Raw genomic sequence first — 14,895 nt, forward strand, 5'->3', positions numbered from 1 at the left:
TTTCAGGCGAAAATTTTTGGTTATGATAGTGGAGAATCTTTTCCTTTAGTTCCTTGGTCAATCTTGATTTCTTGACCGAGCGCTTGCGATTATTTTCATAAGACTGTTGAGCATAGTCGGCAGAATAAACCTCTTTAAAGCGTCCTTTTCCAAGACATTGTCGGACTGTCCCACGCTTGATTTCATTGTGAATGGTTTGAGGAGCTTTTCCAAGTAAAGAGGCGATTTCTCTATTTGATTTCCCTTCTTTTTTCCATCTTTCGATTAAGCGACGGCTATCGATTGTCAAATGTTTGGCTTTTGTAGTATAATGGTTTTTCATCTCTGTGCCTTTCTTGTGTTTGTGATTGAACAACAAGTATAATACAGAGGTGTTTTCTTATGCCTAGAAGAGCTTTCATTTGACAAGAGGAACCCTTGAAGCAGTTTTGTCAGCTAAACCAAGGCTAATCTTAGCCTTGGCTTGTCAGTCTAACAGCATCAAGCCTCTTATCAAATGAAATCGAGGGCTAGCTATCAGCTAGTTAAAACATCTAATTTTTAGGAGGGCTGGGTGGCTAACTTCATTATAGAACTTTCAATATCACATTCGAATCACAATAAATAAAAAAATCTTCCAATTCCCTTGCAAAAATGAAGAAAGTGTGATAACATAGTACGGTATGTAGTGCTAGCACATCCGCTATATTAGATTTAATAGGAGGAAAACACAATGGCTAAAGTATGTTACTTTACAGGTCGTAAGACTGTATCAGGAAACAACCGTTCACACGCGATGAACCAAACAAAACGTGCCGTAAAACCAAACCTTCAAAAAGTTACTGTTCTTATCGATGGTAAACCTAAAAAAGTTTGGGCTTCAGCTCGCGCTTTGAAATCAGGTAAAGTTGAACGCGTTTAATAATAAAAGCAAGGAGACCTCAGGGTCTTTTTCTTTTGACATAGTGAAAAAATCATTTTAAAAGCAGAGTAAATATCCGCTGATACAGTATTCTGCTTTTACACTTGGGCTGAAATATGATAAAATAGAGTATCAACTAGTTGAGGTAAAAAGGATGACTGTAAAAATTAATACAAAAGATGGTCAAATCGAACTAACAGATGAAGTGATTGCAACCGTCGTAGGTGGAGCAGCAACTGAAATTTTTGGTGTGGTCGGTATGGCTAGTAAAAATGCCCTCAAAGATAATTTCCAAGCCCTTCTAGGTAAGGAAAATTATTCCAAAGGTGTCGTCGTAAAGGCAGCCGAAGATGGAAGCATTGCAGTTGATGTGTATACCGTGTTAAGCTACGGAACAAAGATTAGTGAAGTGTCAAAAAACATTCAAGAGCGTGTTGCCTTTAGCTTGGAAAACCAGCTTGGAATTACTGCTCAGACTGTAAATGTCTACATTCAAAATATCAAAGTTGTAGGAGAATAACCGTGTTAAAAATTACTACTAGCTTATTTCAAGAAATGGTGCAGGCTGCATCAACTCGCTTGAATAAGCAAGCTGAATATGTCAATTCATTAAACGTCTTCCCTGTTCCAGATGGAGATACTGGAACAAACATGGGGATGACCATCGAAAATGGAGCTAAAGAAGTTGCAGACAAGCCAGCTTCTACAGTTGGAGAGGTAGCGAGCATTCTTGCTAAAGGGCTTTTGATGGGTGCGCGTGGGAACTCAGGAGTTATTATGTCTCAGCTTTTCCGTGGATTTTCACAAGCCATCAAGGATAAAGACGAGTTAACAGGTCAAGACTTGGCCCTTGCCTTCCAATCAGGTGTTGAAGTTGCCTATAAGGCAGTGATGAAACCAGTTGAAGGAACGATTTTGACAGTTTCTCGTGGGGCTGCTATCGGTGCTAAGAAAAAAGCTGAGCAAACAGATGATGCTGTTGAAGTCATGCGCGCAGCCTTGGAAGGTGCTAAAACAGCTCTAACTAAAACGCCAGACATGCTTCCAGTATTGAAGGAAGTTGGCGTTGTGGACTCAGGTGGTCAAGGATTGGTCTTTATCTACGAAGGTTTCCTTTCTGCCCTTACTGGTGAATATATTGCATCTGAGGACTTTGTAGCGACTCCTGCCAATATGAGTGAAATGATCAATGCAGAGCACCACAAGTCTGTGGCTGGTCATGTGGCGACTGAGGATATCAACTTTGGTTACTGTACTGAAATCATGGTAGCTCTTAAGCAAGGTCCAACCTATGCCAAAGATTTTGACTACGATGAATTCCGTAACTACTTGAATGAACTTGGAGATTCTCTCCTCGTTGTCAATGATGATGAAATCGTCAAAGTCCATGTCCATACAGAAGATCCAGGACTTGTCATGCAAGAAGGTCTAAAATATGGTAGCTTGGTCAAGGTAAAAGTTGACAATATGCGTAACCAACACGAAGCACAGATTGAGAAAGAAACTGCCCAAGTTAGCAAGCCAGCTGAAGAAAAAGAGTATGCTTTGATTGCTGTGGTGGCTGGTAAAGGTCTAGCAGATATCTTCCGTTCTCAAGGTGTGGATTATGTTATCGAAGGCGGTCAAACCATGAACCCTTCAACAGAAGACTTTATCAAGGCTGTTGAACAGGTCAATGCCCGTAACATCATCTTCCTGCCAAATAACAAGAATATCTTCATGGCAGCTCAATCTGCGGCAGAAGTTTTGGAGCAACCAGCAGTAGTGGTAGAGGCTCGCACTCTTCCTCAAGGTTTGACAAGTCTTCTTGCCTTTGATTCAAGCAAGTCCATTGAAGAAAACCAAGAGCGTATGACAGCTGCTCTTAGCGATGTCGTTAGCGGAAGCGTCACAACAGCCGTGCGTGATACAACGATCGATGGTTTAGAAATCCATGAAAACGATAATCTAGGTATGGTGGATGGGAAAATCCTCGTGTCAAACCCTGACATGCACCAAACCTTGGCAGAAACTTTGAAACATATGTTGGATGAAGACAGTGAAATCGTAACCTTCTATGTCGGTGAAGACGGAAGCGAAGAACTTGCCAATGAAATCGCTCAAGAAATCGCAGAAGAATTTGAGGATCTTGAAGTTGAAATCCACCAAGGTCAACAACCTGTTTACCCCTATCTATTTAGTGTGGAATAAGAGCCGATTAATGAAGGACTGAGAAATCAGTTCTTTTTTCTTTTTTAGTAAATGAAAACGGTATCTTTTTAATAAAAACAAAAATAACATTCATAAATAAACGTTAAAATAGAAAATTCAGAAAATTTCTTCTTTTCTCTTGAAAATTTTTTAAAAAATGGTATGATAGTAACAAGTTATTTTTAAGAGGAAAGAAAGGGGAACAATGGAGAAAATCAGTTTAGAATCTCCTAAGACGGGTTCGGACCTAGTTTTGGAAACACTTCGTGATTTAGGAATTGATACCATCTTTGGTTATCCTGGTGGTGCAGTCTTGCCTTTTTATGATGCGATATATAATTTTAAAGGTATTCACCACATTCTAGGACGCCATGAGCAAGGTTGTCTGCATGAAGCTGAAGGTTATGCTAAATCAACTGGAAAGTTGGGTGTTGCCGTCGTTACTAGCGGACCGGGAGCAACAAATGCCATTACAGGGATTGCGGATGCCATGAGCGATAGTGTTCCCCTTTTGGTCTTTACAGGTCAGGTAGGGCGAGCAGGGATTGGGAAGGATGCCTTTCAGGAGGCAGACATCGTGGGAATTACCATGCCAATCACTAAGTACAATTACCAAGTTCGTGAGACAGCTGATATTCCGCGTATCATCACGGAAGCTGTCCATATCGCGACTACAGGCCGTCCAGGGCCAGTCGTCATTGACCTACCTAAAGACGTATCTGCTTTAGAAACAGACTTCATTTATTCACCAGAAGTGAACCTACCAAGCTATCAGCCGACTCTTGAACCAAATGATATGCAAATCAAGAAAATCTTGAAGCAATTGTCCAAGGCTAAAAAGCCAGTCTTGTTAGCTGGTGGTGGAATTAGTTATGCTGAGGCTGCGGCAGAATTAAATGAATTTGCAGAACGCTATCAAATTCCAGTCGTAACAACTCTCTTAGGTCAAGGAACAATTGCAACGACTCACCCACTCTTCCTTGGAATGGGGGGGATGCACGGTTCTTTCGCAGCGAATATTGCAATGACAGAGACGGACTTTATGATTAGTATTGGCTCTCGTTTTGATGACCGTTTGACAGGAAATCCAAAGACTTTTGCTAAGAATTCTAAGGTTGCCCATATTGATATTGACCCAGCCGAGATTGGCAAGATTATCAGTGCAGATATTCCTGTAGTTGGAGATGCTAAGAAAGCCTTGCAAATGTTGCTAGCAGAACCGACAGTTCATAACAATACTGAGAAATGGATTGAGAAAGTTACTAAAGACAAGAACCGTGTTCGTTCTTATGATAAGAAAGAGCGTGTGGTTCAACCGCAAGCAGTTATTGAACGCATTGGTGAATTGACGAATGGAGATGCCATTGTGGTAACAGATGTTGGTCAACACCAAATGTGGACAGCCCAGTATTATCCCTACCAAAATGAACGTCAGTTAGTGACTTCAGGTGGTTTAGGAACCATGGGATTCGGAATTCCAGCAGCAATCGGGGCTAAAATTGCTAACCCAGATAAGGAAGTAGTCTTGTTTGTTGGGGATGGTGGTTTCCAAATGACCAACCAGGAGTTGGCTATTTTGAATATTTACAAGGTGCCAATCAAGGTGGTTATGCTGAACAATCATTCACTTGGAATGGTTCGCCAGTGGCAGGAATCCTTCTATGAAGGAAGAACATCAGAGTCGGTCTTTGATACCCTTCCTGATTTCCAATTGATGGCGCAGGCTTATGGTATTAAAAACTATAAGTTTGACAATCCTGAGACCTTGGCTCAAGACCTTGAAGTCATCACTGAGCATGTTCCTATGCTAATTGAGGTAGATATTTCTCGTAAGGAACAGGTGTTACCAATGGTACCGGCTGGTAAGAGTAATCATGAGATGTTGGGGGTGAAGTTCCATGCGTAGAATGTTAACAGCAAAACTACAAAATCGTTCAGGAGTCCTCAATCGCTTTACAGGTGTCTTATCTCGTCGTCAGGTTAATATTGAAAGCATCTCTGTTGGAGCAACAGAAGATCCGAATGTATCGCGTATCACCATTATTATTGATGTTGCTTCTCATGATGAAGTGGAGCAAATTATCAAGCAACTCAATCGTCAGATTGATGTGATTCGCATTCGTGATATTACAGACAAGCCTCATTTGGAGCGCGAGGTGATTTTGGTTAAGATGTCAGCGCCAGCTGAGAAGCGAGCTGAGATTCTAGCGATTATTCAACCTTTCCGTGCAACAGTGGTAGACGTAGCGCCAAGCTCGATTACCATTCAGATGACAGGAAATGCTGAAAAGAGTGAAGCTCTATTACGAGTCATTCGACCATACGGTATTCGCAATATTGCTCGAACGGGTGCAACTGGATTTACCCGTGACTAAAAATCCAACTTAAATTTGTTAAACCAGCCTAAAAGGCAATAAATGATAGAAAAGAGAGAAAAACTATGGCAGTTCAAATGGAATACGAAAAAGATGTTAAAGTAGCAGCACTTGACGGTAAAAAAATCGCCGTTATCGGTTATGGTTCACAAGGACATGCGCATGCTCAAAACTTGCGTGACTCAGGTCGCGATGTCATCATCGGTGTACGTCCAGGTAAATCTTTTGACAAAGCAAAAGAAGATGGATTTGACACTTACACAGTAGCAGAAGCAACTAAATTGGCTGATGTTATCATGATTTTGGCACCAGACGAAATCCAACAAGAATTGTACGAAGCAGAAATCGCTCCAAACTTGGAAGCTGGGAATGCAGTTGGATTTGCTCATGGTTTCAACATTCACTTCGAATTTATCAAAGTTCCTGCGGATGTAGATGTCTTTATGTGTGCTCCTAAAGGACCAGGGCACTTGGTACGCCGTACTTACGAAGAAGGATTTGGTGTACCAGCTCTTTACGCAGTATACCAAGATGCAACAGGAAATGCGAAAAACATTGCTATGGACTGGTGTAAAGGTGTTGGAGCAGCTCGTGTAGGTCTTCTTGAAACAACTTACAAAGAAGAAACTGAAGAAGATTTGTTTGGTGAACAAGCTGTACTTTGTGGTGGTTTGACTGCCCTTATCGAAGCAGGTTTCGAAGTCTTGACAGAAGCAGGTTACGCTCCAGAATTGGCTTACTTTGAAGTTCTTCACGAAATGAAATTGATCGTTGACTTGATCTATGAAGGTGGATTCAAGAAAATGCGTCAATCTATTTCAAACACTGCTGAATACGGTGACTATGTATCAGGTCCACGTGTGATTACTGAGCAAGTTAAAGAAAATATGAAAGCTGTCTTGGCAGACATCCAAAATGGTAAATTTGCAAATGACTTTGTAAATGACTATAAAGCTGGACGTCCAAAATTGACTGCTTACCGTGAACAAGCAGCTAACCTTGAAATTGAAAAAGTTGGTGCAGAATTGCGTAAAGCAATGCCTTTCGTTGGTAAAAACGACGATGATGCATTCAAAATCTATAACTAATTAGAAAGCAAAGAATTTTGCTTAAAATAGTAGCTTCAGCTATTCGTGGGATATTAGATATACTTATTTAGGGGTTGAAATCATATGAATATTACCAATTTGTTTTCTATCAAGACAGGATGTGATGAAACTGATAGGCAACTGCAAAAATTATTTTTTCAGTTGGATTTACAATTGGGAGAATTGACAGATCAACTAAGAAAATTAGATTCTAATTTTGTTCCTCGTAGTCAATTTGTAGACACGCTGGATTTGAATGATGTAGAATATAAAGAAGTTTTAAACTATTTTATCTTCCATCGTAATGATAGTGAAGAAAGTTTGGCAGAATGGTTATATGATTGGATTTCCACAAATCGTTATGAACTTCCTAAAGAGTTTTCAATTCGTATGGCTCATAAATATCATGAAAGTGTTGCTGAAGTTTTTGGAGATGAATAACTAAAAAAACAGTCATTAGTGACTGTTTTTTATAGAAAAAGAGGTTTTATATGTTAAGTTCAAAAGATATTATCAAGGCTCATAAGGTCTTGAATGGTGTGGTTGTGAATACCCCACTGGATTACGACCATTATTTATCGGAGAAGTATGGTGCTAAGATTTATTTGAAAAAAGAAAATGCCCAGCGTGTTCGTTCCTTTAAAATTCGTGGTGCCTATTATGCTATTTCTCAGCTCAGCAAGGAAGAACGTGAGCGTGGGGTAGTCTGTGCTTCTGCGGGAAATCATGCGCAGGGAGTTGCCTATACTTGTAATGAGATGAAAATTCCTGCTACTATTTTTATGCCCATTACCACTCCGCAACAAAAGATTGGTCAGGTTCGCTTTTTTGGTGGGGATTTTGTAACCATTAAACTAGTTGGAGATACCTTTGATGCCTCAGCCAAAGCAGCTCAAGAATTTACAGTCTCTGAAAATCGTACCTTTATTGCTCCCTTTGATGATACTCATGTCCAAGCGGGTCAAGGAACAGTTGCTTATGAGATTTTAGAAGAAGCTCGAAAAGAATCGATTGACTTTGATGCTGTCTTGGTCCCTGTTGGTGGTGGCGGTCTCATTGCCGGGGTTTCTACCTATATCAAGGAAACAAGTCCAGAAATTGAAGTCATTGGGGTAGAGGCTAATGGAGCGCGTTCCATGAAAGCTGCTTTTGAAGCTGGTGGACCTGTTAAACTCAAAGAAATTGACAAATTTGCGGATGGGATTGCTGTGCAAAAGGTAGGACAGTTGACCTATGAAGCAACGCGTCAACATGTTCAAACTTTGGTAGGTGTCGATGAGGGATTGATTTCTGAAACTTTGATTGACCTCTACTCTAAGCAAGGGATTGTTGCAGAACCTGCTGGAGCAGCTAGTATCGCCTCTTTAGAGGTTTTAGCTGAATATATCAAGGGGAAAACCATTTGTTGTATCATTTCTGGAGGGAATAATGATATCAACCGTATGCCAGAAATGGAAGAGCGTGCCTTGATTTATGATGGGATCAAACATTACTTTGTGGTCAATTTCCCACAGCGTCCAGGAGCTTTGCGTGAGTTTGTAAATGATATCTTGGGGCCAAATGATGATATCACCCGTTTTGAGTATATCAAGCGAGCTAGTAAGGGAACAGGTCCAGTATTGATTGGGATCGCTTTGGCAGATAAGCATGATTATGCAGGCTTAATTCGTCGAATGGAAGGTTTTGATCCAGCTTATATTAACTTAAATGGGAATGAAACGCTCTATAATATGCTTGTCTGAGGACTAATAAAAAAATATCATATTATTTGCACAACTAATGTATAGGTGTTATAATGATAGTGAAGAAAGGGGGCGATTCCTATGGTTTTAGGAAGCTTATCGTGCTATTTCTACTACAACTCACTATAACACCTATTATTTTCGATTCTGTTTATATTAAGGCGGCAGAATTACTTACTATATATAAGGAAATTTTTTGAAATCCCCAATTGTATATATCCCTAATTTGAGATTTCTCTAAATATAATAGGAATCAAAAAAAATAATCAATGTTTGTGAGATGACTGCTAGGTGAGTTGGTCGAAAAAACTCGTGAGATAGACAATAGTGCTAGACATGCAATAGCTAGTGATACTGATTTTAAATGACTAGCTGGAAAGTGGGTATGTAATCAGAAGATGCAAGATTGTACAAAGTAAGTAGTACCGGTTGTGAAATGGATAAGATATAGATAAGGACAGGAAAGGAACCAAAGAAGGAGAAAGAAAACGGAATGATTTAGAGATAGTGAGGAGTGAAAGACTATCTTTAGTGGGCTTGTTGATTTAAAAGGAATAGATAGAATGAAATAGTAAATCCTGTCTATCCTATTAAGAAACTGGTATTCAGCATACGTGAATATTTTTACAAATTTAAAGTTTAATAATGCAATTGTTTTTTAGGAGCATACTGATGGGTTATAGTAAGCGGAAAACTATATATTATCGGCTTTAAAAAGGAAGTAAGAAGATTCTGGGTCATTTATTTTATTGAATATATGTTTTTTTATTGACAAAAGTAGTAAAAACGTATACAATTAAGTATTGTAAAGAAGAAAATAGGAGAAAAACATGGCTAAGTCAAACTTTGAAAAAGTAGAATCAGTTGTTGGCTGGGTTCGTGATAAGAAAATCACAGGCTACCGTATCTCTAAGGAAACGAATGCGCGTGAAATGTCTATCATTGCTCTGGCGCAGGGTCGTGCAAAAGTAAAAAATATTTCATTTGAAACAGCCCTAGGCCTAATTGATTTCTATGAAAAAAATCATGAAAAATTTGAAGATTAATCTTTGGATAACGGCGGATTCTTGACCCTCAAGTAGTAGAGATAGAGAATCTGCCTTTTCATTTTGAGGACAGCAAAAAGACTGCACGGTTGAGGCAGCCTTTTCTTTTTATTTGAGATAGCGTTGAAGGAATTCTTTTGTACGGTCTTCTTTAGGATTGGTGAAGAGATCTTCTGGTTTGCCTTCTTCAGCAATCACACCCTTATCCATAAAGATAACACGGTGAGAGACATCACGGGCGAATTCCATTTCGTGGGTTACGACAATCATGGTCAAGCCTTCCTGAGCCAGATCTTGCATGATTTTGAGGACTTCTCCAACCATTTCTGGATCGAGAGCTGATGTTGGTTCATCAAAGAGAATAGCGTCCGGATTCATGGAGAGGGCACGAGCGATGGCCACACGTTGTTTTTGACCCCCTGAGAGTTGTCTTGGCTTCGCTTGCCAGTAGCGTTCTCCCATGCCGACTTTTTCTAGGTTTTCTTTGGCAGTCTTTTCAGCTTCTGTGCGTTCGCGTTTAAGGACAGTTGTCTGAGCGACAATTGTGTTTTCAAGCACGTTGAGATTTTCAAAGAGGTTAAAGGATTGGAACACCATCCCCAACTTTTCACGGTATTGCGTGAGGTCATAGCCTTTTTCGAGGACATTTTGTCCATGATAAAGGATTTGTCCATCAGTTGGTGTTTCAAGTAGGTTGATGGAGCGTAGGAAGGTCGATTTCCCGCTTCCAGAGCTTCCGATGATAGAGATTACCTCTCCCTTGTGGACAGTGAGTGAAATGTCTTTTAGCACTTCGTTTTGGCCATAGGATTTTTTGAGGTGTTTAATTTCAAGGATTGCTTGTGTCATTATTTAAAATCCTCCGTTTGTATTTGGTTAGCACCTGTAGTATAGGTATCCATGTCCATTCTGCGTTCGATGAAGCGTAGGATACGTGTTACGGTGAAGGTGAGGACAAAGTAAATCACGGCGATGATTGTAAATGTCTGGAAGTATTGATAGGTTTGAGTTGCCACGGTATTTCCTGAGAAATAAAGTTCGACAACAGAGATAACGTTCAATACAGATGTATCTTTGATATTGATGACAAATTCATTACCAGTTGCAGGTAGGATGTTACGGACAACCTGAGGCAGGACAATCTTACGCATGGTTTGGTTATGGGTCATACCAAGAGCAGTAGCAGCTTCAAATTGTCCCTTGTCAACTGCTAGGATACCACCACGGACGATTTCAGTCATGTAGGCACCAGTGTTAATCGAAACGATGAAGATAGCAGCCAGTGTGCGATCAAGGTTGATACCGAAAGCTTGGGCAGTTCCATAGTAGATAACCATCGATTGAACGATCATTGGCGTACCACGGAAAATTTCAATGTAGACATTGAGGATCCAGCCGACTAGTTTTTGTAGGCTATAAATGGCTTTATTTTCAGAGAGAGGAGCAGTACGGAAAACACCAATGGCAAGTCCAATAATGAGACCTGTGATAGTTCCGACGATAGAGATTAAAAGGGTGACACCCGCACCACGCAAGAGTTGTTGCCAGTTTTCAGAAAGAATTTTAGCGACTTGGCTGAAGAAACTACTGCTAGTCTCTTCAGTTGTTGTAGATTCGGCAGGTTGTTCCTTGATCATACGATCCATCAAGGCAACTTGGTCATCTTTTGAAATGGTTTCGATGCTGGCATTGATTTGGCTAATACGATTGTCATCTTTACGAAGTCCAATGGCGATAGCTGTATCTTCTTCCCCAGTTTTGAAACCTGGTTCTACTTGGACCATCTTGAACTTAGAGTTAGCAGCTTCAGCAGTCAGAGCTTCTGGGCGTTCAGAAACATAGGCATCGATGACACCAGCCTCAAGAGCTTGGCGCATTTGAGCGAAGTCTCCCATAGCTGTTTCTTTTTTAGCACCTAAGATTTGTGCAATCAAGTCGTAGAGGTAGACACCTTGTTGAGAAGTGATTTTCGCACCATTAAAGTCATCCAAAGATTTAGCATTTGCGTAGGCAGAATCTTTTTTGATAAGCAAAACTGGTTCGCTAGTGTAGTAACTGCTTGAAAAGGCAATTTCTTGTTTACGCTCGGCAGTAGGACTCATACCTGCGATAATCATGTCAATCTTACCAGAAGTAAGGGCAGGGACTAGACCTTCCCACTTGGTTTTAACAACCAAAGGTTCTTTACCTAAGTCCTTAGCGATTTTCTTGGCGATTTGAACATCGTATCCGTTGGCATACTGGTTGGTTCCATCGATTTTGACAGCTCCATTGCTATCATCATCCTGGGTCCAGTTAAAGGGGGCATATGCTGCTTCCATCCCGATGCGTAAATATTCATCGGCTTGAGCAACATTGACAAGTCCTAGCATCAGCAAGAGACTTGTGAAAATAGATAAGTATATTTTTCTCATGATTTCTCCTATTCTAATCTATTAAAAAATAACTGTCTCCTATTTTATCGAAAAATGCGTAATTTTTCAACATAAGTAAGCCTTTACTTACGAAAAAATGCTATAATGATAAGAAAGATAAAAAGGGGGCTTAGTTGATGAAAAAAACTTTTTTCTTACTGATGTTTGGCTTGTTTTGCCTTCTGCCACTTTCTGTTTTCGCCATTGATTTCAAGATAAACTCTTATCAAGGGGATTTGTATATTCATGCAGACAATACGGCAGAATTTAGACAAAAGATAGTTTATCAGTTTGAGGAGGACTTTAAGGGCCAAATCGTGGGACTTGGACGTGCTGGCAAGATGCCTAGTGGATTTGACATTGATCCTCATCCAAAGGTTCAGGCTGCGAAAAATGGTGCTGAACTAGCAGACGTTACGAGCGAAGTGACAGAAGAAGCGAATGGTTATACTGTGAGAGTCTATAATCCAGGCCAGGAAGGCGACACAGTTGAAGTTGAGCTTACATGGAACTTAAAAAATTTGCTTTTCCTATATGATGACATTGCTGAATTAAATTGGCAACCTTTAACAGATAGTTCAGGGGCTATTGGCAAGTTTGAATTTCATGTAAGGGGAGACAAGGGAGCTGAAAAACTCTTTTTCCATACAGGGAAACTTTTTAGAGAGGGAACGATTGAAAAGAGTAGCCTTGATTATACTATTCGTTTGGACAATCTTCCGGCTAAGCGTGGAGTTGAATTGCATGCCTATTGGCCTCGAACTGATTTTGCTAGCGCTAGGGATCAGGGATTGAAAGGAAATCATTTAGAAGAATTTAATAAGGTAGAAGACTCGATTGTTAAAGAAAAAGAGCAAAGTAAACAACTCCTTACTTGGGTCTTACCTTCGATACTTTCTATCTCCTTGTTATTGAGTGTCTGCTTCTATTTTATCTATAGAAGAAAGACAACTCCTTCAGTCAAATATGCCAAAAATCATCGTCTCTATGAACCACCAATGGAATTAGAGCCTATGGTTTTATCAGAGGCTGTCTACTCGACCTCCTTGGAGGAAGTGAGTCCCTTGGTCAAGGGGGCTGGCAAATTCACCTTTGACCAACTTATTCAAGCTACCTTGCTAGATGTGATAGACCGTGGAAATGTCTCTATCATTTCAGAAGGAGATGCAGTTGGTTTGAGGCTAGTAAAAGAAGATGGTTTGTCAAGCTTTGAGAAAGACTGTCTAAATCTGGCTTTTTCAGGCAAAAAAGAAGAAACTCTTTCCAATTTGTTTGCGGATTACAAGGTATCTGATAGTCTTTATCGTAGAGCAAAAGTCTCTGATGAAAAACGGATTCAAGCAAAGGGGCGTCAGCTTAAATCTTCTTTCGAAGCAGTATTAAAAGAGATGCAAGAAGGGGTCAGAGACAGGGTTTTCTTCTGGGGGCTCCCAGATTACTATCGTCCTTTAACTGGTGGGGAAAAGGCCTTGCAAGTGGGTATGGGACTCTCCACTATCTTGCCCCTATTTATTGGATTTGGTTTGTTCTTGTACAGTTTGGACGTTTATGGCTATCTTTACCTCCCCTTGCCAATACTTGGTTTTCTAGGTTTGGTTTTGGCTGTTTTCTATTATTGGAAGCTTCGATTAGATAATCGTGATGGTGTCCTAAATGAAGCAGGAGCAGAGGTCTACTATCTCTGGACCAGTTTTGAAAATATGTTGCGTGAGATTGCGCGATTGGATCAGGCTGAATTGGAAAGTATTGTGGTCTGGAATCGCCTCTTGGTCTATGCGACCTTATTTGGCTATGCGGACAAGGTCAGCCATTTGATGAAGGTTCATCAGATTCAAGTGGAAAATCCAGATATCAACCTCTATGTAGCTTATGGCTGGCACAGTATGTTTTATCATTCAAGCGCGCAAATGAGCCATTATGCTAGTGTCGCAAATACAGCAAGTACCTACTCCGTATCTTCTGGAAGTGGAAGTTCTGGCGGTGGCTTCTCTGGAGGCGGAGGTGGCGGCAGTATCGGAGCCTTTTAAAGAGAACTGCCATAGACTGAAAAAGTATGCTATAATGGAAGATAGAAAAAAGGAGTAATCTATGTATCTTATTGAAATTTTAAAATCTATCTTCTTCGGAATTGTTGAAGGAATTACGGAATGGTTGCCCATTTCCAGTACAGGTCACTTGATTTTAGCAGAGGAATTTATCCAATACCAAAATCAAAATGAAGCCTTTATGTCCATGTTTAATGTCGTGATTCAACTTGGTGCTATTTTAGCAGTCATGGTGATTTACTTTAATAAACTAAATCCCTTTAAACCGACTAAGGACAAGCAGGAAGTTCGTAAGACTTGGAGACTATGGCTGAAGGTCTTGATTGCGACCTTGCCTTTACTTGCCGTCTTTAAATTTGATGATTGGTTTGATACCCACTTCCATAACATGGTTTCAGTTGCCCTCATGTTGATTATCTACGGGATTGCCTTTATCTATTTGGAAAAGCGCAATAAAGCGCGTGCTATTGAGCCAAGTGTAACAGAGTTAGACAAGCTTCCTTATACGACCGCTTTCTATATCGGACTCTTCCAAGTTCTTGCCCTTTTACCAGGGACTAGCCGTTCAGGTGCAACGATTGTCGGTGGTTTGTTAAATGGAACCAGTCGTTCTGTTGTGACAGAATTTACTTTCTATCTTGGAATTCCTGTTATGTTTGGGGCCAGTGCCTTAAAGATTTTCAAGTTTTTGAAAGCAGGACAGCTCTTGAGCTTTGGGCAATTGTTTTTGCTCTTGGTCGCGATGGGAGTCGCTTTTGCGGTCAGCATGGTGGCTATTCGCTTTTTGACCAGCTATGTGAAAAAACACGACTTTACCTTTTTTGGTAAATACCGTATCGTGCTTGGTAGTGTTTTGCTACTTTACAGTTTTGTCCGTTTATTTGTATAAGAAAAACCTTGAAGGGGCAGCTCTTCAAGGTTTTATACTCTTCGAAAATCTCTTCAAACCGCGTCAGCTCTATCTGCAACCTCAAAACAGTGTTTTGAGCTGACTTCGTCAGTTCTATCCACAACCTCAAAACACTGTTTTGAGCAACCTGCGGCTAGCTTCCTAGTTTGCTCTTTGATTTTCATTGAGTATAAAAAGCAAGGAA

General features: G+C 40.3%; 14 protein-coding genes. 11 read left to right on the forward strand and 3 right to left on the reverse strand.

Going from position 1 to position 14,895, the window contains the following annotated elements:
• Nucleotides 1–322, reverse strand: a 322-nt coding sequence (locus tag HT699_RS05405) for a helix-turn-helix domain-containing protein (RefSeq protein WP_172934162.1), incomplete at its 3' end; no start/stop codon positions are given.
• 390 nt (nucleotides 323–712) lie between these two features.
• On the opposite strand from HT699_RS05405, the gene rpmB reads away from it, so the two are divergent.
• The 9 genes from rpmB (at nucleotide 713) to HT699_RS05450 (ending at nucleotide 9,342) form a co-directional block, all read left to right on the forward strand.
• Nucleotides 713–901, forward strand: coding sequence for a 50S ribosomal protein L28 (gene rpmB / locus HT699_RS05410; protein ID WP_001140948.1), 189 nt, complete (start codon nucleotides 713–715; stop codon nucleotides 899–901).
• A 154-nt stretch (nucleotides 902–1,055) separates the two neighbouring features.
• Complete coding sequence (locus HT699_RS05415) at nucleotides 1,056–1,421, forward strand: Asp23/Gls24 family envelope stress response protein (RefSeq protein ID WP_000216436.1); 366 nt, start codon at nucleotides 1,056–1,058, stop codon at nucleotides 1,419–1,421.
• A 2-nt stretch (nucleotides 1,422–1,423) separates the two neighbouring features.
• Nucleotides 1,424–3,091, forward strand: coding sequence for a DAK2 domain-containing protein (locus tag HT699_RS05420; protein WP_172930981.1), 1,668 nt, complete (start codon nucleotides 1,424–1,426; stop codon nucleotides 3,089–3,091).
• A 205-nt stretch (nucleotides 3,092–3,296) separates the two neighbouring features.
• On the forward strand, nucleotides 3,297–4,997 hold the full coding sequence (locus HT699_RS05425; RefSeq protein ID WP_000411733.1) for an acetolactate synthase large subunit: 1,701 nt from the start codon (nucleotides 3,297–3,299) through the stop codon (nucleotides 4,995–4,997).
• Complete coding sequence (gene ilvN / locus HT699_RS05430; protein ID WP_001253803.1) at nucleotides 4,990–5,466, forward strand: acetolactate synthase small subunit; 477 nt, start codon at nucleotides 4,990–4,992, stop codon at nucleotides 5,464–5,466. The genes HT699_RS05425 and ilvN overlap by 8 nt, the downstream gene beginning before the upstream one ends.
• Nucleotides 5,467–5,531: 65 nt before the next feature.
• Nucleotides 5,532–6,554 (forward strand): ketol-acid reductoisomerase, encoded by a 1,023-nt coding sequence (gene ilvC / locus HT699_RS05435; protein ID WP_000290683.1) that lies wholly within the window; start codon nucleotides 5,532–5,534, stop codon nucleotides 6,552–6,554.
• Nucleotides 6,555–6,638: 84 nt separating this feature from the next.
• The gene (locus HT699_RS05440) at nucleotides 6,639–6,995 is read left to right on the forward strand and encodes a hypothetical protein (protein ID WP_023939147.1); all 357 of its coding nucleotides are present in this window, start codon (nucleotides 6,639–6,641) and stop codon (nucleotides 6,993–6,995) included.
• Between the two features lie 50 nt (nucleotides 6,996–7,045).
• Nucleotides 7,046–8,296 (forward strand): threonine ammonia-lyase IlvA, encoded by a 1,251-nt coding sequence (gene ilvA / locus HT699_RS05445; RefSeq protein ID WP_000952969.1) that lies wholly within the window; start codon nucleotides 7,046–7,048, stop codon nucleotides 8,294–8,296.
• A gap of 830 nt (nucleotides 8,297–9,126) precedes the next feature.
• The gene (locus HT699_RS05450) at nucleotides 9,127–9,342 is read left to right on the forward strand and encodes a hypothetical protein (RefSeq protein ID WP_001130036.1); all 216 of its coding nucleotides are present in this window, start codon (nucleotides 9,127–9,129) and stop codon (nucleotides 9,340–9,342) included.
• Between the two features lie 108 nt (nucleotides 9,343–9,450).
• Here HT699_RS05450 and HT699_RS05455 read toward each other — a convergent pair whose 3' ends face one another.
• Both HT699_RS05455 and HT699_RS05460 read right to left on the reverse strand, forming a co-directional pair.
• A complete protein-coding gene (locus HT699_RS05455) occupies nucleotides 9,451–10,191 on the reverse strand; it encodes an amino acid ABC transporter ATP-binding protein (RefSeq protein WP_000189488.1) in 741 nt (246 codons plus the stop codon).
• Complete coding sequence (locus HT699_RS05460) at nucleotides 10,191–11,756, reverse strand: ABC transporter substrate-binding protein/permease (protein WP_023937414.1); 1,566 nt, start codon at nucleotides 11,754–11,756, stop codon at nucleotides 10,191–10,193. Before HT699_RS05460 ends, HT699_RS05455 begins: the two co-directional genes overlap by 1 nt.
• A 137-nt stretch (nucleotides 11,757–11,893) precedes the next feature.
• Between HT699_RS05460 and HT699_RS05465 the strand changes: the two genes are divergently transcribed.
• Both HT699_RS05465 and HT699_RS05470 read left to right on the forward strand, forming a co-directional pair.
• Entirely contained in the window at nucleotides 11,894–13,783 is a 1,890-nt protein-coding gene (locus tag HT699_RS05465) for a DUF2207 domain-containing protein (RefSeq protein ID WP_000750623.1), read from the forward strand.
• Nucleotides 13,784–13,844: 61 nt separating this feature from the next.
• Nucleotides 13,845–14,690 (forward strand): undecaprenyl-diphosphate phosphatase, encoded by an 846-nt coding sequence (locus tag HT699_RS05470; RefSeq protein WP_172934163.1) that lies wholly within the window; start codon nucleotides 13,845–13,847, stop codon nucleotides 14,688–14,690.
• The last annotated feature ends 205 nt before the right edge of the window (nucleotides 14,691–14,895 follow it).

It is taken from the genome of Streptococcus sp. 1055, assembly GCF_013276815.1.
Lineage (GTDB): Bacteria > Bacillota > Bacilli > Lactobacillales > Streptococcaceae > Streptococcus > Streptococcus pseudopneumoniae.

Excerpts from the sequence above, each read along its gene's own strand:
- HT699_RS05455 (WP_000189488.1), bottom strand. The coding sequence starts at position 10,191 with ATGACACAAGCAATCCTTGAAATTAAACACCTCAAAAAATCCTATGGC.
- HT699_RS05470 (WP_172934163.1), top strand. The coding sequence starts at position 13,845 with ATGTATCTTATTGAAATTTTAAAATCTATCTTCTTCGGAATTGTTGAA.
- HT699_RS05415 (WP_000216436.1), top strand. The coding sequence starts at position 1,056 with ATGACTGTAAAAATTAATACAAAAGATGGTCAAATCGAACTAACAGAT.
- ilvC (WP_000290683.1), top strand. The coding sequence starts at position 5,532 with ATGGCAGTTCAAATGGAATACGAAAAAGATGTTAAAGTAGCAGCACTT.
- HT699_RS05440 (WP_023939147.1), top strand. The coding sequence starts at position 6,639 with ATGAATATTACCAATTTGTTTTCTATCAAGACAGGATGTGATGAAACT.
- ilvN (WP_001253803.1), top strand. The coding sequence starts at position 4,990 with ATGCGTAGAATGTTAACAGCAAAACTACAAAATCGTTCAGGAGTCCTC.
- ilvA (WP_000952969.1), top strand. The coding sequence starts at position 7,046 with ATGTTAAGTTCAAAAGATATTATCAAGGCTCATAAGGTCTTGAATGGT.
- HT699_RS05450 (WP_001130036.1), top strand. The coding sequence starts at position 9,127 with ATGGCTAAGTCAAACTTTGAAAAAGTAGAATCAGTTGTTGGCTGGGTT.
- HT699_RS05425 (WP_000411733.1), top strand. The coding sequence starts at position 3,297 with ATGGAGAAAATCAGTTTAGAATCTCCTAAGACGGGTTCGGACCTAGTT.
- HT699_RS05465 (WP_000750623.1), top strand. The coding sequence starts at position 11,894 with ATGAAAAAAACTTTTTTCTTACTGATGTTTGGCTTGTTTTGCCTTCTG.
- rpmB (WP_001140948.1), top strand. The coding sequence starts at position 713 with ATGGCTAAAGTATGTTACTTTACAGGTCGTAAGACTGTATCAGGAAAC.
- HT699_RS05460 (WP_023937414.1), bottom strand. The coding sequence starts at position 11,756 with ATGAGAAAAATATACTTATCTATTTTCACAAGTCTCTTGCTGATGCTA.